The organism is Nocardioides hwasunensis (assembly GCF_014779665.1).
Classification (GTDB): domain Bacteria; phylum Actinomycetota; class Actinomycetes; order Propionibacteriales; family Nocardioidaceae; genus Nocardioides; species Nocardioides hwasunensis.
Genome location: NZ_JACXYY010000003.1, coordinates 1 through 19,936, shown reverse-complemented (window position 1 = coordinate 19,936; position 19,936 = coordinate 1). Strand labels below are relative to the sequence as shown.

19 protein-coding genes, 1 pseudogene and 1 riboswitch are annotated in these 19,936 nt (G+C 71.5%); of the genes and pseudogenes, 7 read left to right on the top strand and 13 right to left on the bottom strand.

The window, feature by feature from the left end; all coding sequences use genetic code 11:
- Positions 1–10: 10 nt before the first annotated feature.
- From IEZ25_RS07210 to IEZ25_RS07150, 13 genes are all read right to left on the bottom strand, one after another.
- A complete protein-coding gene (locus IEZ25_RS07210) occupies positions 11–1,279 on the bottom strand; it encodes a serine hydrolase domain-containing protein (protein ID WP_191198754.1) in 1,269 nt (422 codons plus the stop codon).
- Between the two features lie 16 nt (positions 1,280–1,295).
- A complete protein-coding gene (gcvP, locus tag IEZ25_RS07205; protein WP_224748700.1) occupies positions 1,296–4,064 on the bottom strand; it encodes an aminomethyl-transferring glycine dehydrogenase in 2,769 nt (922 codons plus the stop codon).
- 157 nt (positions 4,065–4,221) lie between these two features.
- Positions 4,222–4,328: riboswitch (glycine riboswitch) on the bottom strand.
- Between the two features lie 97 nt (positions 4,329–4,425).
- On the bottom strand, positions 4,426–4,995 hold the full coding sequence (locus tag IEZ25_RS07200) for a MerR family transcriptional regulator (protein WP_191199215.1): 570 nt from the start codon (positions 4,993–4,995) through the stop codon (positions 4,426–4,428).
- Between the two features lie 261 nt (positions 4,996–5,256).
- Positions 5,257–5,724: a bifunctional nuclease family protein gene (locus tag IEZ25_RS07195; protein ID WP_191198752.1), complete on the bottom strand. Its 468-nt coding sequence runs from the start codon at positions 5,722–5,724 to the stop codon at positions 5,257–5,259.
- Positions 5,725–5,775: 51 nt separating this feature from the next.
- The gene (gene ftsR, locus IEZ25_RS07190) at positions 5,776–6,516 is read right to left on the bottom strand and encodes a transcriptional regulator FtsR (protein ID WP_191198751.1); all 741 of its coding nucleotides are present in this window, start codon (positions 6,514–6,516) and stop codon (positions 5,776–5,778) included.
- A 3-nt stretch (positions 6,517–6,519) separates the two neighbouring features.
- The gene (locus IEZ25_RS07185; RefSeq protein ID WP_191198750.1) at positions 6,520–7,047 is read right to left on the bottom strand and encodes an FHA domain-containing protein; all 528 of its coding nucleotides are present in this window, start codon (positions 7,045–7,047) and stop codon (positions 6,520–6,522) included.
- A gap of 110 nt (positions 7,048–7,157) precedes the next feature.
- Positions 7,158–7,544, bottom strand: coding sequence for a glycine cleavage system protein GcvH (gcvH, locus tag IEZ25_RS07180; RefSeq protein ID WP_191198749.1), 387 nt, complete (start codon positions 7,542–7,544; stop codon positions 7,158–7,160).
- 51 nt (positions 7,545–7,595) lie between these two features.
- The gene (locus IEZ25_RS07175) at positions 7,596–8,372 is read right to left on the bottom strand and encodes a DUF881 domain-containing protein (protein ID WP_191198748.1); all 777 of its coding nucleotides are present in this window, start codon (positions 8,370–8,372) and stop codon (positions 7,596–7,598) included.
- Positions 8,365–8,697 carry a small basic family protein gene (locus IEZ25_RS07170; RefSeq protein WP_129427940.1) on the bottom strand — a complete coding sequence of 111 codons (333 nt, stop codon included), beginning with the start codon at positions 8,695–8,697 and terminating at the stop codon, positions 8,365–8,367. Before IEZ25_RS07170 ends, IEZ25_RS07175 begins: the two co-directional genes overlap by 8 nt.
- The gene (locus IEZ25_RS07165) at positions 8,694–9,587 is read right to left on the bottom strand and encodes a DUF881 domain-containing protein (protein ID WP_191198747.1); all 894 of its coding nucleotides are present in this window, start codon (positions 9,585–9,587) and stop codon (positions 8,694–8,696) included. Before IEZ25_RS07165 ends, IEZ25_RS07170 begins: the two co-directional genes overlap by 4 nt.
- A complete protein-coding gene (locus IEZ25_RS07160; RefSeq protein WP_191198746.1) occupies positions 9,580–10,179 on the bottom strand; it encodes a CDP-alcohol phosphatidyltransferase family protein in 600 nt (199 codons plus the stop codon). The genes IEZ25_RS07165 and IEZ25_RS07160 overlap by 8 nt, the downstream gene beginning before the upstream one ends.
- Before the next feature lie 20 nt (positions 10,180–10,199).
- Positions 10,200–11,261, bottom strand: a complete 1,062-nt coding sequence (locus tag IEZ25_RS07155) for a hemolysin family protein (RefSeq protein ID WP_191198745.1) — start codon at positions 11,259–11,261, stop codon at positions 10,200–10,202.
- On the bottom strand, positions 11,251–12,636 hold the full coding sequence (locus tag IEZ25_RS07150; RefSeq protein ID WP_191198744.1) for a hemolysin family protein: 1,386 nt from the start codon (positions 12,634–12,636) through the stop codon (positions 11,251–11,253). The genes IEZ25_RS07155 and IEZ25_RS07150 overlap by 11 nt, the downstream gene beginning before the upstream one ends.
- A gap of 236 nt (positions 12,637–12,872) precedes the next feature.
- Here IEZ25_RS07150 and IEZ25_RS07145 point away from each other — a divergent pair, with 236 nt between their 5' ends.
- The 7 genes and pseudogenes from IEZ25_RS07145 (at position 12,873) to IEZ25_RS07115 (ending at position 19,816) form a co-directional block, all read left to right on the top strand.
- The gene (locus IEZ25_RS07145; RefSeq protein ID WP_191198743.1) at positions 12,873–14,384 is read left to right on the top strand and encodes a sulfatase family protein; all 1,512 of its coding nucleotides are present in this window, start codon (positions 12,873–12,875) and stop codon (positions 14,382–14,384) included.
- Between the two features lie 5 nt (positions 14,385–14,389).
- Entirely contained in the window at positions 14,390–15,478 is a 1,089-nt protein-coding gene (locus IEZ25_RS07140; protein WP_191198742.1) for an ArsB/NhaD family transporter, read from the top strand.
- 32 nt (positions 15,479–15,510) lie between these two features.
- The gene (locus IEZ25_RS07135; protein WP_191198741.1) at positions 15,511–16,443 is read left to right on the top strand and encodes a threonine/serine dehydratase; all 933 of its coding nucleotides are present in this window, start codon (positions 15,511–15,513) and stop codon (positions 16,441–16,443) included.
- Between the two features lie 1,032 nt (positions 16,444–17,475).
- A pseudogene (locus IEZ25_RS22450) lies at positions 17,476–17,562 on the top strand (NAD(P)-binding protein); the annotation flags it as partial.
- A 264-nt stretch (positions 17,563–17,826) separates the two neighbouring features.
- The gene (locus IEZ25_RS07125; RefSeq protein ID WP_191199282.1) at positions 17,827–18,687 is read left to right on the top strand and encodes an FAD-dependent oxidoreductase; all 861 of its coding nucleotides are present in this window, start codon (positions 17,827–17,829) and stop codon (positions 18,685–18,687) included.
- Entirely contained in the window at positions 18,684–19,196 is a 513-nt protein-coding gene (locus IEZ25_RS07120; RefSeq protein ID WP_191198740.1) for a MarR family winged helix-turn-helix transcriptional regulator, read from the top strand. Before IEZ25_RS07125 ends, IEZ25_RS07120 begins: the two co-directional genes overlap by 4 nt.
- A complete protein-coding gene (locus IEZ25_RS07115) occupies positions 19,193–19,816 on the top strand; it encodes a VC0807 family protein (RefSeq protein ID WP_191198739.1) in 624 nt (207 codons plus the stop codon). Before IEZ25_RS07120 ends, IEZ25_RS07115 begins: the two co-directional genes overlap by 4 nt.
- Positions 19,817–19,936: the final 120 nt, after the last annotated feature.

The window sequence follows — 19,936 nt, the reverse complement described above, 5'->3', positions numbered from 1 at the left end:
TCGCCCCCCGTCAGGTCTGGTGCAGGGTGTCGTAGGGCTTCGGGGTGTAGACGAACGTCGCGCACTCGAGGTTGCGGATCGACCCGTCCGGATGTCGTACGACGTCCAGGTGCTCGCCGCGGTGGTAGCCCAGGACGCCGACCAGGCGGCCGTCGACGAGCTCGAACCGGTCGCTCACGGCCCCGCCGCGCGCGATCGGGCGCAGCTCGAGCCCTGAGTTGTGCCACCGCACGTCGTAGGCCGAGTTGCCCCAGAACCACAGGCCCGGCACCCCGACCACCTCCGGCGGCAGCACGACGGTCGGGCGCCACGGGGGTGGGCGCTCGTCCCCGGCGTCGGGGTCGCCCTCGATCAGCGAGACGGCGAGGACCCGCGGGTCGATCCCGGTCGTCGCGTTCGTGAGCACCACGGCCCCGATCCCGCTGTCGGGGTCGACGTGGAGGGCCGCCAGGAAGCCGGGCATCGAGCCGTTGTGCCCGACCAGCCGCCCTCCCGGGTGCACGCCGAGCATCAGGCCGAGCCCGTAGTCCGCCGTCACCGGCCGCTGCATCTCCGCGAGCGTGTCCGCGGGCAGCACGTCGGGGCGTGCGCCGCCGAGCACCTGGCCCCAGGTCACCAGGTCACCCAACGTCGACCAGAGCTGCCCGGCCGCGGCCATCGCGCCGGTGTCGGCGAGCGGCTCGTGCACCCGGATGCCGGTGAAGTGGTCCACGCTCCACCCCGGCTGCGCCCCGGGACGGGGGAGGTACGACGTCGCCCGCATGCCGAGCGGCTGGAGCAGGCGCTCGGAGACGAGCACGCGCCACGGCGCGCCGAGGCGCCGAGCGACGACCTCGCCGAGGAGCCCGTAGCCGAGGTTGGAGTAGTGGAACCAGTCGCCAGCGGCGCCCACCCGACCGCTTCCGTCGTTCGCGGCGACGAGCGAGGCGAAGTCGGAGCCGCGCGTGCGCTCCCACCACGAGCCGCGCGGCTCGCTCTGCATGCCGGAGGTGTGCGCGAGGACGTCGCGGACGGTGGTCTCGCCGTAGCCGATGTCGCCCAGGTGCGCGGACAGCGGGTCGGCGAGGTCGAGCAGCCCTGCGTCCCGCGCCTGCATCACCAGCGCCGCGGTGAGGGTCTTGGTGATCGACCCGATCCGGTACTGCCCGTCGAGGCCGGGCGCGTCCCCCGCGCCTCCCGCCCACACGGCGCCGTATCGGTCGAGGACCGCGCCGACCACGGAGGTCAGCCGGCCCTCGGCCTGGGCGACGTCCAGCAGCCTCTGCCGTTGGTCGCTCATGGGCAGACCCTAGCGATCAGTCCTGCGCGAACGCCTCCGGCGGGGGGCAGGCGCACACGAGGTTGCGGTCGCCGTAGGCCTGGTCGATGCGCGCCACCGGCGGCCAGTACTTGTCGGGGTCGATGCCCTGGGGGAAGACCCCGACCTCGCGCGAGTACGACCGGTCCCACTCGCCGACGAGCGCGCGGGCCGTGTGGGGCGCGTGGCGCAGCGGCGAGTCCTCCGGCGTCCACTCCCCCGCCTCGACGCGCGCGATCTCACCGCGGATGGCGATCATCGCGTCGCAGAAGCGGTCGATCTCGGCGAGGTCCTCGGACTCGGTCGGCTCGACCATCAGGGTCCCGGCGACCGGGAACGACATCGTCGGCGCGTGGAAGCCGTGGTCGACGAGGCGCTTGGCGACGTCGTCCACGCTGACGCCGCTGGCCTTGGTCAGCGGGCGTAGGTCGAGGATGCACTCGTGCGCGACCAGGTCGCCGTGGCCTCGGTAGAGCACCGGGAAGTGCTCCTGCAGCCGGGTGGCGATGTAGTTGGCCGACAGCACGGCCACGGCCGTCGCGCGGGTCAGGCCCTGCGCGCCCATCATCCGGACGTAGGCCCAGGTGATCGGCAAGATGCCGGCCGAGCCGTAGGGAGCGGCGCTCACCGGGCCGATGCCGTCGCGCTTGCCGGCCTCCGGGTGCGCCGCGTGCGACGGGAGGAACGGCGCGAGGTGCGCGCGTACGGCGACGGGGCCGACGCCGGGGCCGCCTCCGCCGTGGGGGATGCAGAACGTCTTGTGCAGGTTGAGGTGGGAGACGTCCCCACCGAACTCGCCGGGGCGGGCGTAGCCCAGGAGCGCGTTGAGGTTGGCCCCGTCGACGTAGACCTGGCCGCCGTGGTCGTGGACGATCTTGCACAGGTCGGTGATCGAGTCTTCGTAGGCCCCGTGCGTGGAGGGGTAGGTGACCATGATCGCTGCCAGGGTCTCGGCGTGCTGCTCGCACTTCGCCAGCAGGTCGTCGAGGTCCACCGAGCCGTCGTCGGACGCCTTGACCACGACGACCTTCATGCCGGCCATGACCGCGGAGGCGGCGTTGGTGCCGTGGGCCGAGGACGGGATCAGGCACACGTCGCGGGCGGTGTCGCCGTTGGCCTGGTGGTAGCCCCGGATCGCGAGCAGGCCGGCGAGCTCGCCCTGCGAGCCTGCGTTGGGCTGCACCGACACCCGGTCGTAGCCGGTGACCTCGGCCAGCCACCCCTCGAGGTCGTCGACGAGCTCGCGGTAGCCCGCAGCGTCCTCGGCCGGTGCGAACGGGTGCAGATCGGCGAAGCCGGGCAGGCTGACCGGCTCCATCTCGGTGGTGGCGTTGAGCTTCATCGTGCAGGAGCCGAGCGGGATCATGCCGCGGTCCAGCGCGTAGTCGCGTCCGGAGAGCTTCGCGAGATAGCGCAGCATCTGGGTCTCGCTGCGGTGCGAGCTGAACACCTCGTGGGTCAGCAGCTCGGTGGTGCGGCGCAGCGACTCGGGCAGCCCGGAGGGTGCCGCGTCGTCACCCGGCGTGAGGCCGAAGGCACGGAGCACGGCGCCGACCGTGGCCGGGCTGGTGCGCTCGGAGGTGGAGATCCCGACGTGGTCCTCGTCGACCAGGCGCAGGTGCAGTCCCACGGCACGGGCCGCGGCCACGACCTCGCCCGCCCGACCGGGCACGGCCACGGTGAGCGTGTCGAACCACGTCTCGTTGACCACCTCCACTCCCCCGGCCCGCAGCGCAGCGGCGATCCGGCTGGCGTGGTCGTGGGTGCGCTGCGCGATCCGGCGCAGGCCCTCGGGGCCGTGGTAGACGGCGTACATCGACGCGACGACCGCCAGCAGCACCTGCGCCGTGCAGATGTTGGAGGTGGCCTTGTCCCGGCGGATGTGCTGCTCGCGGGTCTGCAGGGCGAGGCGGTAGGCAGGGCGCCCCTCCGCGTCGACGGACACCCCGACCAGGCGTCCGGGCAGGTGGCGCTCGAGCCCTGCGGCGACGGACATGAAGCCCGCGTGGGGCCCGCCGTAGAAGAGGGGTACGCCGAAGCGCTGCGACGAACCGACGACGACGTCGGCGCCGAGGGTGCCGGGGGCCTCGAGCAGGAGCAGGGCGAGGATGTCGGCGGCGACCACGGCCAGCCCCCCGCGCTCGTGGACGGCGTCGATGACCGACCGGGGGTCGCAGACCGCGCCGGAGGCGCCGGGGTACTGCACCAGCACGCCGCAGAGGTCGCCCTCGGGCAGACCGTCGGACAGGTCGGCGACGACGACGTCGATCCCCATGCCCTCGGCGCGGGTGCGGATCACGTCGATCGTCTGCGGGAGCGCGTCGGCGTCGACCACGAAGGGCCCGGAGGCGTTGCGCTGCGCCCGACGCACGAGGGTCATCGCCTCCGCGGCGGCCGTGCCCTCGTCGAGGAGCGAGGCGTTCGCGGTCGGTAGGCCGGTGAGGTCGGCCACGACGGTCTGGAAGTTGAGCAGCGCCTCGAGCCGCCCCTGGGAGATCTCAGGCTGGTACGGCGTGTACGCGGTGTACCACGACGGGTCCTCGAGCACGTTGCGCCGGATCACCGCCGGCGTGATCGTGCCGTGGTAGCCCAGGCCGATCATCGCCTCCGCCGGCCGGTTCTGCGAGGCCAGCGTGCGCAGGGCACGGGCGGTGGCCTCCTCGTCGAGGGCGTCGGGGAGGTCGAGTGCGGCCGCCGTGCGGATGCCGCCCGGCACGGCCGCGGACATCAACGACTCCAGCGACTCGTGCCCCACCGCCTGGAGCATCCGGGCCACGGCGTCGTCGTCGGGTCCGATGTGGCGTGCGACGAACTCGCCGAGCGTGGCGTGGTCGTCGGAGGGAGTCGAGGTGGTGTCCGGCACGGGCACTCCTTGAGGTCACGAGGATGACCTCCCCTCTGTCGGCCAGGTGGCCTCCAGAGTGCCAACCCACGCGGTCCTGGTGCCTGAGAGGTTCCGGGAGGATTTGCCCCTTCGGCGCACTGCGGCCGGTCCGGGGACCGGTCGCAACGACTCTCCCGCGCGGGATGTCGGCGTGGCCAGTTTAGCGATACGCAACAGAATGGGACGAAGCCGCCCCGGATGGGGCGGCTTCGTCGGAGGGTCTGCGCGTGGTGCCGGAGTCGGGTCAGCCGGTTTGTCGGGCTGCGCGACGCGCGGCGAGCTCGTCGCCCTCGACCGGAGAGGCAGGCTCCTCGGCGGCACGCTCGCTGGGCAGCTCGGCGAGCGTGCCCTCGATCTCACGCCACACGCCACCGATGGCGATGCCGAAGACGCCCTGCCCGCCCTGCAGCAGGTCGATGACCTCGTCGTTGCTGGTGCACTCGTAGACCGAGGCACCGTCGCTCATGAGCGTCACGCGGGTCAGGTCGTCCGTGCCGCGCTCGCGCAGGTGAGCGGTGGCGGTGCGGATCTGCTGGAGCGAGATGCCCGCGTCGAGAAGGCGCTTGACGACCTTGAGGATCAAGATGTCGCGAAAGGAGTAGAGACGCTGCGAGCCGGAGCCGGCGGCACCGCGCACGCTCGGCTCCACCAGGCCTGTGCGAGCCCAGTAGTCGAGCTGGCGATAGGTGATACCGGCCGCGTTGCATGCGGTGGGACCGCGGTAGCCGGTGTCCCGGGGCAGCGGGGAGACGTCGTCGGCGAAGAGCAGACCCTGCTCCTCGGCGAGCTCAGCGGCCTCGGCCGCTGCCGTGATGCCGGCAGCGTCGGCGCCGTGCTCGTTCTCGTTGCTAGCCACAGTGACCCTCCAGGTCAGTTCCTCCGCTGAGCGGTAACTCCTGGGGGAAGGGCCCGTCCGGCGCCGGCGGAGCCGGCAACCACAACGGTGGAGTTACAACAGAGACAGTTCAAGGTAGGCCTGCGCGGGAGGGTTGTCCATCCACCGGCTCGGCGTGTCGCCAACCCTCGACGTCAGGTCGAGGGTGAGAGTTTCGACGGTCGAGGGACCGTCCGTGCGTCACGGTGCCTCGAAGTCGTCGGGCGAGACGTGGTCGAGGAACTCGCGGAAGCGCTCGACCTCGTCCTCCTGCTCGGCCGGGACCGCGAGGCCGGCCTCGTCGAGCACCGCTTCGGCGCACACGATGCGGGTCCCCGTGCGCAGGGCGAGCGCGATGGAGTCCGAGGGCCGGGCACCGACCTCGACGCCGCCGTCGAAGACGAGCTGGGCGAAGAAGATGTTGTCCTGCACGGTGACGATCCGCACCTCGTCGAGGCGCTGACCCGTGGCGGCCAGCACGTCACGCATCAGGTCGTGCGTCAACGGCCGTGGCGGCGTCACGCCCTGCTGGGCGAAGGCGATGGCGGTCGCCTCGACGGCCCCGATCCAGATCGGCAGGTAGCGCTCCCCCGTCACCTCGCGCAGGAGCACGATCGGCTGGTTGGAGGGCATCTCCACACGTACTCCGACGACGTCCATCTCGCGCATGCCACCACCCTACTCAGGCGCCCTCACCTGCCAGCCCGCGGCTCCGGGTGCTCAGCCGCGGTCGAGCCCGACCTTGACGAGCGTGGCATGGAGCCGCACGGAGAGAGCCGCGATCTCGGCGGTCGCCTCGTCGGCGCGACCGCGCGCGGAGGCGTCGCGTCCGCGCGCGATCGGGGCGACGACCTGCTGGACCAGGCCCACCTCGCGGTCGGCGGCGGTCTTGAAGGCGCGCAGGTGGCGCGGCTCGAAGCCGAAGTCGGCGAGCTCCTTGGCGGTCCTGGCGACCACCAGCGCGTCGGAGTCGAAGTGCCCCGTGCCGGTCCGGGCAGCGACCAGGCCGAACTGCTCGAGCTGGTCCAGCAGCTCCTCGGAGATCTCGGCCACCTTCAACAGCTCGCGCCGCGACAGCCGCAGGTCACTGGTGCGCCGGAACGACTCCGGGCTCGGGAGGCCGTCGGCACTGAGTGCGACCCGGGGCACCGTCGGGACGACGCCGTCGATCGCGGGCGGCTCGAGGCCGCGGTCGATCGCGTCGAGGTGCTCCCCGATGACCTTGTGCGGGAGGTAGTGGTCGCGCTGCATCGTGAGGACGTAGCGGAGCCGGTCGACGTCCTCGTCGGAGAACTTCCGGTAGCCGGCGGGCGTGCGCTCGGGCTTCACCAGTCCCTGGTCCTCGAGGAACCGGATCTTGGAGATCGTCACCCCGGGGAAGTCGGGTCGGAGCTGGTCGAGCACCTGCCCGATGTTGAGGCGGGCGCCGCGACTCGCGCCCGCGGGCGTCGAGGCACTCACGGATCAGCTGTCCGGGTGGGAGGAGAAGAACACCAGGCGGTACTTGCCGATCTGGACCTCGTCGCCGTCGTTGAGCTCGACGGAGTCGATGCGGTCACGGTTGACGTAGGTGCCGTTGAGGCTGCCGACGTCGCTGACGGTGAACCCGGCACCGCTGCGCCGGAACTCGGCGTGCCGCCGCGACACGGTGACGTCGTCGAGGAAGATCTCGCTGTCGGGGTGGCGACCGGCGCCGACCACCTCGATGTCCAGCAGGAAGCGGCTGCCCGCGCTGGGGCCGCGCTGGACGACGAGGAGGGCGTGACCCTCGGGCAGTGCGTCGACCGCTGCCGCGTCGACGGGGCTCAGCTGCCGGTCGGACGACTCGCGCTGGTCCGGCGCCCCGAAGGTGATGGTCGCAGTGGTCTCGGTCGGGCTCACCCCGACCGGGGTGGCACCGGTGTCCTCCCCGGCGACCAGCTTGGTGCCGCACTGGGCACAGAAGCGCGCGTCATCGGGGTTCTGCTTGCCACAGGCGGTGCAGAACGGCATGAATGCTCCTCGACGGATCGACGCCCAACCCTCAGCCGAGGGTTGAGGTTGACGGTTTCCCCGAACCTACCAGCCCGGCGATGGCCCGGTGGGCGGTACGGACGGGGCGATCAGCCCTCGAGCCCGGCCTGGTAGGCAGCGGCGTCGAGGAGGCCGTCGAGCTGCGAGGCGTCGGCGACGCCGACCTCGAAGAGCCAGCCGGCCTCGTAGGGGTCACTGTTGACCAGCTCGGGCGTGGAGTCGAGCGCGCCGTTGACCGCCAGCACCTCGCCGGTGACCGGGGCGTAGATGTCGCTGACGGACTTGGTCGACTCGAGCTCGCCGCAGGTGTCCCCCGCGTTGACCTGGTCGCCGACCTGCGGCAGGGAGGCGTACACGATGTCGCCGAGCGCGTCCTGCGCGAAGTCGGTGATGCCCACCCGCACCGAGCCCTCGGCGTCTCCGGGGGTCCGCACCCACTCGTGCTCGCAGGTGTACTTCAGGTTCTCCGGATACACGTCGACTCCTCGTCGAACTCGTTGGCTGGCGGGACTGAGGTGTGCGGCAGGCTACTGGCCCGTGCCGGACTCTGCATACTCAGGTCGAGGGGGCTCGCGGACGCTGGTGATCTCGATGGAGTCGGGCTCCTCGATGGTGACGGTGGCGCCGTCCAGGGTCTGCAGCGTCTCGACCGGACCGGTCGAGAAGGTCAGCGCGGTGCGGAGGTTGTGGGGGTCGCCGATCACGTCGAGGACGTACGGCGGCTCGAGCAGCTGGTCGTCGAGCTCGATGCCTCCGACGGCGTTCTCGAAGGAGCTGTCGGCGCCGATCCGGATCGAGTCGTTGAACTCCATGGCCTCCGCGCCCGCGGTGCGCAGCTCCTGGATCGTGTCCAGCAGCGACCCGACGCTCACCCTGCTGGTCGACTCCGTGATCGTCACCCGCAGGCCGGGGCCGGAGACCGGCACGAGGCCCGCGATGATGTTCAGGGTGCGCACCCGCTGCTCGGCCTCGTCCAGCGCGGCCGCGCGGGCCTGGGTCTCGTTGCTGAGCTCGTCGCGGCGCCCCTCGAGCCGGTCGACCTCGCGGCGCGCCCGCTCGGCCGTGCCGGTGAGGCCGTCGAGCACCTGGATCAGCTCGCTCTCCCGCAGGCCGGCGTAGGTGTCGTTGGCCGCGGTGTCGCGGACCTGCACCACGAAGGCGAACCCCAGGACCGCGAGCAGGACCGCCACCACGGCCTGGCGTCCTGAGGGGCGCAGCAGCGCGTGGCGGAGTCGGTCGCGACCGGGACTCTCCTCGGGCTCGGGTGTGGACCGGGGTGTGGGCTCGGGCGTCGAGTCAGGCATGGAACACGTGCCTGCGGATCGCTGCGACGTTGGAGAAGATCCGGATGCCGAGCACGACGACCACGCCGGTCGTCAGCTGGGCACCCACGCCGAGCTGGTCACCGAGGTAGACGATCGCGGCGGCGATCACGACGTTGCTGACGAAGGAGACGACGAAGACCTTGTCGTCGAAGATCCCGTCGAGGTAGGCCCGCAGCCCACCGAACACGGCGTCGAGCGCGGCGACGACGGCGATCGGCAGGTAGTTCTGCAGAGCCAGCGGCACGTCGGGCGCGAACACCAGCCCGGCGATGATGCCGATGAGGAGCCCCAGGGCGGCGATCATGGCGCGGTGGTCCCTCCTCCAGGTGTGCCATCGGGGTCGACGTCGTCCTCGATCACACCACGCAGGGGCCGTTCGGGCGCAGCCGGCAGGCGGATGTCGTCCACATTCTGCGGCGTGTAGACGAACCCGAGGCCGTTGACCAGGGCGAACCACTCCTGTCCCTCGGACGACTCCAGCAGTCGTGCCTGCAGCGTCTTGTTGTCGCCGATCACGGAGACGACGTAGGGGGCGTTGACCGGTCGACCGTTGACGTGGATGGCGCGGCTGGTGTTGCGGATGCCGCCGAGGGCGTTGATCCGCTGGTCGTTGATGGCGATGGCCTCGGCCCCCGCCTGGAAGAGCCCGTCGACGAGGACGGCGAGGTCCTCGTCGCGGATCTCGCCGTTGACGTCGACGCCCGGACGGTTGTCGACGGTGATCCGCACCCCGGGGCCGTGGACGGGTGTGTAGCCGGTCCAGAGCTCGGCCCGCCTGACCCGGGTCTCGAGGTCGTCGAGCTGGCTCTGCACGGTGACCCCCTTGCTGGCCGCGGCCGCGTTCGACCGGGTCAGGTCCGCGACCCCGTGCTGGAGGTCGCGCACCTCGGCGCGGCGAGCGTCGATCTGCTCGATGAGCGCGGCACGGCTGAGCTCGGTGACGGCCGCCTCACGGTCGGTCTGCGCCGCCACCACGGCGGCCAGGACCCCCAGCACGCCGATCGCCACCAGGCTCGCCCAGTGCGGTCGGGACCTGGTCGCGGTGGCGGGCGCCACCCCTGCCGCCGCCTTCTTGCGGGCGACGTGGGCGTAGTCCTCGTCCATCGACCGTGCCGTGATCAGCGTCAGCAGGGGCGTGGTGACGTGCTCGGGAAGGTCCCGGGTCCTCGGCTCGGCGGTGCGGGTGTCAGGCATGGTCGGTCGCCGGCGAGGAGCGCCGCGGTGTCTCACGCAGCAGCTTGCGGACCTGCCAGGCGTAGAGCACCCCGGCCCACCAGTAGAGACCGATGCCCCACCAGGCGAAGGCCCACCCGAACGTGCGCGCCAGTGTGGCGACGATGCCGTCACCCTCGCCGAGGAGGAGGAGCGGGAAGGCGTAGAGCAGGTTGAAGGTGGCGGCCTTGCCGAGGAAGTGCACCGGGAGGGCGGAGTAGCCACGGGTGCGCAGGATCGGCACCAGCCCCCACAGGAGCAGGTCGCGCAGCGGGAGGGCGACCGCGACCCACCACGGGATGATGTCGCGCATGAAGAGACCGACCACCACGGCGAGGATGTAGAGCCGGTCGGCGACCGGGTCGAGGATCTCGCCGAGGCGGGAGTACTGGTCGAGCCGGCGGGCGAGCCAGCCGTCGAGGAAGTCAGTGAAGCCGGCGACCATCAGCACGACGAGCGCGATCGCGTCGGCCTCGGGTCCGAGCACGAGCCAGAGGAAGAGGGGCACGCCGGCGAGCCGCACCACACTGATGATGTTGGGCACGGTCCAGACGCGGGTCGCTTCCTCGGACACGGACGAACCCTACCGAGAGCTCATGCGTCCACCGGTGTCACGTCGTGGTGAGCCGCGTCGCGGATCTCTCCGACGAGCTCCTCGAGCACGTCCTCGAGCGTGACCAGGCCCACCACGAGGCCGTCGCGCTGCACCACCCGGGCCATGTGCGCCCCCTTCGCCTGCAGGCTCTCGAGCGCGTCGTGCAGGAGGTCGTCGGGGTGGACGGTGGCGAAGGGACGGATCCACTTGTCCTCGATGACCCGCGACCGCTTGTCGTCGTCGGTCTCGAGGGCGTCCTTGATGTGGAGGTAGCCGACCAGCTCGCCGTCCGCGGTGGCCACCGGGAACCGGCTGAAGCCGGTCGAGGCACACACGGCCTCGACGTCGGCGACCGTCGAGCCGGGCGCGACCGTGGCCAGCGTGTCGGGGGCCATGACGATCGACGTGACGGACTTCTCGGTGAAGCCGAGTGCGCCGGCGAGTCGGTCGTACTCCTCGGCCTCGATCAGCCCCTCGCCGCGCGACTCCTCGACGAGCGCAGCGACCTCCTCGCGCGTGAAGCTCGAGTGCACCTCGTCCTTCGGCTCGATGCGCAGCAGCCGGAGCACCCCGTTGGCGACCATGTTCATCGCGCCGATGACGGGGCGGAGCACCGTGACGATGACCATCATGGGCGGGCTCAGCACGAGGGCGGCGCGGTCGGCGCCGGCGAGGGCGATGTTCTTGGGCACCATCTCGCCGAGCACCACGTGGAGGTAGACCACGATCGACATGGCCACCACGAAGGACACCGGGTGGAGCAGGTTGTCGGGCAGGTGGGCCTGGTGGAAGAGCGGCTCGAGCAGGTGCGCGACGGCCGGCTCGCCGATCGCGCCGAGGCCGAGCGAGCACACGGTGATGCCGAGCTGGGCGCCGGCCATCACGAGCGAGACGTTCTCCATCGCGCGCAGCGTGGTGCGGGCCGCGCGCGAGCCCTCCTGGGCACGCGGCTCGATCTGGCTGCGCCGCGCGGCGAGCAGGGCGAACTCCGAGCCGACGAAGAAGGCGTTCAGGGCGAGCAGGACGACGGCGAGGCCGACACCGAAGAGGTCACCGTTCACCGGAGGCCCCCTGGGACGCAGCGGCGGCCTCGGCAGCAGCCTCGGTGGCCACGACCCGGAGGTCGAGCCGATCGATGCGCAGGCCGTCCATCCGCTCGACGGTGAGGGTCACCAGGCGTTCGCGCACCTCGTGCGGTGAGCTGCGGTCGGGCACGGGCACCTCGACGCGGTCACCCGGCGCGGGGATCTTCCCGAGCTCGCGCATGACGAGCCCGGCGACGGTGTCGTAGTCCTCGTGGTCGGGCAGCTCGACGTCGGTGACGTCCTCGACCTCGTCGGGACGCAGGAGGCCCGACAGCGTCCAGCTGCCGTCGCGCCGCTGGCGGATGCGGGCGCCGAGGCGGTCGTGCTCGTCGGAGATGTCACCGACGATCTCCTCGACCACGTCCTCCAGCGTCACGATGCCGGCGTGGCCGCCGTACTCGTCGAGCACGACCGCCATCTGGAAGCCGTCCTGGCGCAGGAGTGCGAGGAGAGGGTCGAGCCGCAGGCTGTCGGGCACGACCACGGGCTTGACCATGACGTGCTTGATCCGGGTCGTCGCGCGCTCGTGGACCGGCACGGCGACGGCGTGCTTGACGTGGACGGTGCCGACGACGGTGTCCTCGCCGTCGAGCACCGGGAACCGCGAGTGGCCGGTCTGGCGGGCCAGCTCGATCACCGCCGAGACTCGGTCGCCGTCCTCGACGGTGGTCGTCCGCACGCGCGGGGTCATGATCTCCCCCGCCGTGCGGGAGCCGAACTCGACGGACCGCTCGACCAGCTCGGCCGTGTCGGCGTCGAGGGTGCCCTGGTCGGCCGAGCGCTGGACGAGCGACGACAGCTCCTGGGAGCTGCGCGCGGAACGGAGCTCCTCCTGGGGCTCGATGCCGAGCCGCCGCACGATCGCGTTGGCCGATCCGTTGAGCGCCCGGATGGGGCCGCGGGTCAGCGCGGTGAAGCCGCGCATGAAGCCCTGGGTGGACCGAGCGGTCTCGAGCGGTCGCGCGATGGCGATGTTCTTGGGCACCATCTCGCCGAAGATCATCGTCACGACGGTGCCGATCGCGAGCCCGAGCGCGAGCGAGAGCGGGGTGACCGCACCGTCGGGCACGCCGGCGGCACCGAGCGGGTCGCGGATGAGGTCCGAGATCGCCGGCTCGGCCAGGAAGCCGATCGCCAGGTTGGTCACGGTGATGCCCACCTGGGCGCCGGAGAGCTGGGTCGACAGCGAGCGCAGCGCGAGCTGGACGCCACGGGCACCCTCGTCCCCGGACGCGGCGGCGCGCTCGACGCTCGGCCGGTCGACGGTGACGAAGGAGAACTCGGCTGCCACGAAGAGTCCGCAGGCGGCCACGAGGGCCAGCGCGACGAGCAGCAACAACAAGGGGGTCACGACGCGCACCCGAGGTTCAGTGCGGTCGTGCTGGGACTTTGACTACCGTCCATGGTCGGCGCTGGTGCTCTTCCTGGTCGTGGATCCGTGCGTCGGCGAGGCCTCAGCGTAACGGGTCGGACCAGGTTGGCCCCACTCGTCGTGTCGCTTTGGGGAGCCCCACCCCGGCCACCTACTCTTGCCGCACACTGGGGCGAGAGACAGGTCCACCACGGACCCGGCGAGGAATGACGTACATGCGAGCGTGGGCACGGTCGGTCGCGGCTGCACTGCTGGTCGTCCTCGTGGCCACCCTCGCGACGGTCACGGCCTTCGAGGACGACGCCGATGATGCGGCAACCGCGGCGGTGCGCATGGCGCAGGGCACCCAGGCGCCGTCCGCCACGGAGGAGCCGGAGCGACCCAACATCGTGTTCGTCCTCACCGACGACATGCGCGACGACGACCTCGACCACATGCCGATCACGCAGTCGCTCCTGGTCGACCAGGGCATGGAGTTCACCGACGCGATCTCGCCGCACCCGCTGTGCTGCCCGGCTCGCGCGCAGCTCGTCACCGGGCAGTACGCCCAGAACAACGGCGTCCAGCACAACCGCGGGGTGCACGGCGGCTTCCAGGCCCTCGACCCCACGCAGGAGGCCAGCACCTGGTTCCGCGACGCCGGCTACCACACCAGCTTCACCGGCAAGTTCCTCAACGGCTACGGCCCCCACGACGTACGTCCGGCCGGGTGGACCCGCTGGGACGCGCTGACCCGCGGGGTCTACGACTACGTGAACTTCTCGATGACCGGCGACGGCACGCCGACTCGCTACGAGGGCGACTACATCACCTCGGTCATCGAGGACCACGCCAACCGGGCCATCCGCGACTTCGCCGCCACCGACGACCCGTTCGTCGTCTACGCCTGGCACGTCGCGCCGCACTACCGGATCACCCCCGAGGGCGGCCGCAGCCTGCCGCCGGCCGCGCCGCAGGACCGCGGGACGTTCCGCCACCAGCGACCCGCCTCGTTCGACGACCCCGCCTTCAACGAGGTCGACGTCAGCGACCAGCCGCGCTACCTCCGCAACGCGGATCCCGTCCTGCCCGAGGAGGTGGAGGCCGAGGACACCGCGCGACTGGAGGCGCTGCAGTCCGTCGACCGTGCCGTCGGGTCCCTGGTGCGCACGCTCCAGGACGAGGGCGAGCTCGACCACACCTACATCGTCTTCTCCTCCGACAACGGCTACTCGCTCGGGGAGCACCGCTACGTCGGCAAGGACGTGCTCACCGACGAGGCCCTGCAGGTCCCGCTCGTCGTCCGTGGCCCCGGCATCGCCCCGGGCACCACCTCCGACCTGCCGGTGACGCTGGTCGACCTCCCGGCCACGCTGGCCGACCTCGCCGGCGTACGCCCGCAGTGGACGATCGACGGCACCTCCCTGGCGCCCACCCTCCTCGGCGACGGCAGCCAGGAGTTCCGGGACACCACGCTCGTCCAGACCGGCCGGACCCTCGGTGACGGGTGGTCGCACCGCGGCGTGCGCACCGAGCGCTACGTCTACGGCACCGACGGCCACGACGCCTTCCTCTACGACCACCTCGTCGACCCCGACGAGATGACCAACGTGGTCGACGACCCCCGCTACGCCGGCGTACGAGACGCGCTCGAGCAGAGGCGGACGCAGATGGTCGCCTGCGCGGGCACGGCCTGCAACCAGATCTGGGGCCCCCTCCCCGATCCCATGCCCGAGCCGTCATCCTGATCACCGTGCCGTCCGAGGTCCTCCACCCCGTCGTCGCCCAGGTCCTCCCCGTCGCGGTCTTCCTGCTGGCGATCACCGTCACCGCCGAGATCGCCCAGCTCGCCGGGGTCTTCGACGTCGCTGCGCACGCGATGGCCCGGCGCGCGCGGCACCGGGTGCTGCTGCTCTGGCTCACCTTCGCCGCGCTCGCCGTGGTGTGCACGATCGTGATGAGCCTCGACACGACCGCCGTGCTCCTCACACCCGTCGGGCTGGCGATCGCCCAGCAGACCGGGATCGCGCCGATGCCGTTCGCCCTCACCACGCTCTGGATCGCCAACACCGGCTCGCTGCTGCTCCCCGTCTCGAACCTCACCAACCTGCTCGCCGTGCACCGCTTCGCGGACCTCGGGGCCGGGCACGGTGACTACGTCCGGACCGCGGCCGTGCCGGCCGTGACCGCGATCGTGGTCACCCTGCTGCTCATCGCCGTCCTCCAGCGACGGGCGCTGCGCGGGACCTACGCCGTGGACCCGCCGGCCGAGCCCCACGACCGCGTCCTGCTCGTCGTCGGCGGCGTCGTCTGCCTGGCCATCGGGCCGCTGTTCGCCATCGGGCTGGAGCCCGCCGCGGTCGCCACGGGATCTGCGGTCGTCCTGCTGGCCGCCACGGCCTGGCGGTCCCCCGCCATGCTCCGCGAAGTACGCCCACCGTGGCTGATGGCGGGCGTCTTCCTCGTCGTCGCCGGCCTGCTGAGGATCGCCCAGGCCGAGGGGCTCCTCGACTGGTTGCGACCTGCCTTCGGCACCGGCCTGCGGACGCTCGACCTGCTGCACCTCTCCGGCGCCTCCGCGGTGACGGCCAACCTCGTCAACAACCTGCCGGCCTACCTGCTCGTCGAGCCCGCGGCCGCCGACGACGTACGCCGTCTCGTGGCCACGCTCATCGGCGTCAACGCCGGCGCCCTCGTCACCCCCTGGGCCTCCCTCGCCACGCTGCTGTGGCTCCAGCGGTGCCGCTCGGCCGGCCTGCGGATCCCGCTGCTGCGACTGGCCGGGTGGGGCGCGATCTGCGCGGTGCTCGTGGTCACGACGGCGACCCTGACCCTGCGCTGACAGCACGTGCCACGCCTCGGGATACTGCACCGGTGACTCTCACCCGGGACGACGTCCTCGCAGCGCAGGCCCGGATCGACGGCCGCGTGCGCCATACTCCCCTGCTCGCTCCCGCCACTGGTGCTCCCAGCCAGGTGTGGCTCAAGCTCGAGCACCTCCAGCACTGCGGTGTCTTCAAGACCCGCGGCGCGTTCAACCGACAGCTCGCGGCGCGCGAGCGCGGAGAGCTGGGCGAGGCGGGCGTCGTGGTGGCGTCCGGCGGCAATGCGGGACTGGCCCAGGCCTTCGCCGCCCGCGAGCTCGGGATCCGCGCCACCGTCTTCGTCCCCGAGACCGCGCCCGCGGTGAAGATCGCCCGCATCGAGGGCTACGGCGCCCTCGTGCGGCGGTCGGGCCGTGAGTACGCCGAGGCCTACGGCGCCGCGACCGCGTTCGCGGACGTCCAGGGAGCCACCTTCGCGCACGCCTACGACCAGCCCGACGTCGCGGCCGGCGCCGGCACCCTCGCGGAGGAGATCCTCGACGACGAACCGACCATCGACACGATCGTGGTCGCCGTCGGCGGTGGAGGGCTGTACGCCGGCATCGCCGCCGCAGTCCGCGGACGGGCGCGCGTCGTGGCCGTCGAGCCCGTCCTGGCTCCTACGCTGCACCGCGCGATCGCCGCCGGGCGCCCCGTCGACGTCGAGGTGTCCGGCGTGGCCGCGGACTCGCTCGGCGCCCGTCGCATCGGCGACCTGGCCTTCGAGGCGGCGCTGGCCGACGCCCCGGTGTCGGTGCTGGTCGACGAGGACGACATCGTCGCCGCACGCCAGCGACTCTGGGACGACTTCCGCGTCGCCTCCGAGCACGGCGCCGCCACCACCTACGCCGCCCTGCTCTCCGGTGCCTACGTCCCCTCCTCCGGCGAGCGCGTCGCCGTCGTCGTGTGCGGCGCCAACACCGACCCGGCGACGCTCATCTGACACCACCTGCACACTCCATCGTCCGCCCGCCGGTTGAGCAGGTCGCGCACATCCCGCCCGCCCCTCTTCCCGCACGGAGTGCGGAGCGGTCCGCACCATCCCCGGGCCACGAGTCTGGACGGGGCCTCCGGACCACCGGCACCTTCAGACATCCGCCCGAGCAGCATCTCGGGCGGGACGCTCACGTCCTCATCCAGAGCGTTGCAGCCGCGTCTGGTGACCGTCGGTCTTCCCCGAGGCGACAGGTGCAGCATCGGCTTGCGCCACGTGTTCGTGATGTCAACATGCCACCTGGCTGGTCCGCTCACGAACGAAGAAGCCCCTGACCCACGTCTCCGCAGGTCAGGGGCTTCCACTCGGTCGGGCTGACAGGATTTGAACCTGCAACCCCCTGACACTCAACGCGCACTTTCGACGGCCGTCCATCTTTTGACTTCTCTTGCGGGAGAGGGCCCTGACCTGCGAAGACGCGGAACGCCGGCGTCAGGGCGGCCCGTTTGCGTTGACTGAATCGGTCGCAGTTTGAGCATTTTCGAGAGTGTTTACGGTCCATAAACGGTCCACGACTCAAGTCGCACGCGCTCCCCCGCCACTCATCCCGCTGTCGGTTCCGATCCAGGTCGAACTCGACCACCGGCAGGTGCAAGGCGGGGGGTCGTACGAAGGCCCCGCGCGACGCCCGCGGACCCGCCAACGTCGCCAATCACCGCGCTCCTGTCCGTGACCGCGATGAACGTCCGCATCCTCCAATTGCGGAAACGCGGTGGCCTCTCCCGCGCCCGCCGAGCTACCTTCCATCAGACCTTGCCCTAGGCGGTGGCTGCACCCCACAGCGCCGCCCAGCACGCGGAGAGGGAGGCTGCCCGTTCGAGCCGGGCCAGGGTGGGCTCACCGCCTTGCACCTGGGCGAGCGACCGGATCTGCCGATGTCCGGATGTGCGTGCGCCGCGACGGCTGTGAGCGGTGAGTCGCGACCAGTGGCGATCTGAACCGCTCTCGACAGTTTCAGCATACTGAAACTATCGTGTGAGGATGCGAGTCGTCGTGGTCGGTGCCGGCATCGGTGGGCTTGCGCTCGCGCAGGGGCTTGTCAGGCGCGGACTCGACGTTGTCGTGCTCGAGCGAGACACCGACCTCGCGCACACGGGTGGCTATCGCCTGCATCTGGGCACGAGCGCAGTCGATTCCCTCGCGCGCGAGCTGCCGCCCATGGTGTGGCAGTCCCTGCGCGCTGCCAGCGCGGGGCCGGAGTCGTTCACGGCGATGCACCTCGCGGATCGGCAGCTGCGCCTGCTCGGGCGCGTGAAGCCCGAGGGGGGCCGGCACATGCTGGTTGGCCGACGCCCGCTGCGTGTCACGCTCGCGACAGGCCTGGACGCCCACGTGAGGCTTGGTGAGGAAGCCACCGGCTTCGTCCGAGAGGGTTCGTCGGTCCGCGTGCTCGCGCGGTCCGGCACGGAGGTCGCCTGCGACTTGATGGTCGCTGCTGACGGGGTCGGCTCGGCGATCGCCAGCCAGGCTGCCGGCCGCCCCACGTCTGCACCGATCGGTCTCGTGGGCCTGGCCGGCCGCCATCTCGACGTCGCAGCCATTGACCGCAAGGCGCCGCCGTACCTCACCGCGGGGCCCGCTCTTGCGTTCGGTCCGCGGGGCGTCGGGCTGTTCCTCAGCCGCCATGACCCCGCGACAGCAGACGTCGATCCAGGAGCGGGCCCGGCACACATCGAGGAGCCGTCCTGGATCTGGGGTCTCATCCTGACCCGGGCCGCGTCCGAGCGCCGGCTGCCAGACCTGGTCGAGGCCGCAGCACGCACTCGCGGGTGGGCGCCGTGGGCACGGCACCTGATGTCCACCACCCCGCCCGACCAGATCGGCACCTACCGCTTCCACGCCTCCGACCCGACCGCGCCGACGTTCGGGTGGCCGGCGTCGAACGTCACCGCCCTCGGCGACGCGGTCCACGCCATGCCACCCACCGGTGGCCAGTCCGCCGCGACCGCCATCGAGGACGCCGCCGACCTCCTTGGTGTCGTAGACCGGGTCACGTCTGGCGCGGTGACCCTCCCGGTCGCTCTGGCGGACTACCACCACGTGGTGGATCGGCGCGCACGCCCCCGGATCCGCGAATCCCTCGGACCGGCCACGTGGGTGGCCCGCACCAGCGGACCAGCCGCCGGGATGGCACTCACCGCCGCGACGAACCTCATCCACGGCTACCGCACCCTGACCCGGAGCACCACGTGACCGGACAGTCCCGACCCGCGGCGCAGTCAACGACCGGGCCGTCCGCGGTCTGGCCGCCGGTGCTGTGGCCGGTCGTCCAGGTCGGGCACCTGGCACGCCGCCGCTTCGACACCATCTTCGCCGTTGAGGGGCTGAACGGTCAGCAGTTCGGTGTGCTGAGCGCGCTGGCCGACGGCGACGACTTGAGCTCGTCCGACCTCGCCCGTGCCATCCTCGTCCGCCCCCAGTCCATGGCCGCGCTCATCGACTCGCTCGTCCAGCGCGGACTCGTCGAGCGTCACGGCCCTCGAGGACGGGGCCGTCGGGCACCCATCCGACTCACCCGCGACGGTCACGACGTGCTGACCCGCGTACGCCCCCTGGTCGCCAGCCTCGCTAGCAGGGATGTGATCGGCCTCGACACGGACGAGACGACCCAGCTGCGCCACCTGCTCGCCAAGCTGCGTAGCGCCCTCGTCGCGCAAGAGCCTGGGACAGAACCCGAGCCCGAGTCTGGCTCAGAACCGTGAGCCGTCGGCCGGAGTGGGTCGGCACCGCGGTGGGCGTCGGGCAGAACGTCGTCCTGCCCATCGCCTCCTACCTGCTGCTGGTGGCTGCCGGGTGGTCACCGGTCTGGGCGCTGGCCGGTTCTGCTGCTGTCAGTGTGCTGGCACTGGCCGTCGACCGGCTTCGCGGGCAACCGTTCAACGCGCTCGGTGGCCTGGTCCTGCTGCGGTTCGGGCTGTCGTTCGCGTTGGCGTGGCTCACCGGCAACGCGCGCGTCCTCCTCGTCAAGGACGGCGTCATTACGCTCGTCATCGCCGCGTTCGCCCTGTGGTCGCTGACCTGGAGCCGTCCCCTCATCGCACGCATCCGCCGCGACCTGTCCGCCGACCGCCACGCATTCGACGCTCGCCTCGACACTGACCCCGCCCAGCGGCGTCTGCATGCACGTCTGACCCTGATGTGGGCGGCCGGCCTGGCGGTCGAGGCCACCACCTCGATCCTTATCTCGCTCCTCGCGCCCATCACCGCAGCCGTCGTCATCACCAACATCACCGGACCAGCAACCATCGTCGCCCTCATCGCGATCACCGAGTACGCCGCGCGCAGTCACCGAGCCACGCCACCCAACACGCCCACCACGTGAGTGAACCGCCCCGGAATTTCCGGAGGCTGTGTTTGGTGGCTCAGCCGGTCGGCGTGAGCTGGTTTCTTGCAGCGTAGTGAAGTTCTTCGGCCTCGACTGGGGTCAGGTCGTCGATGGCCT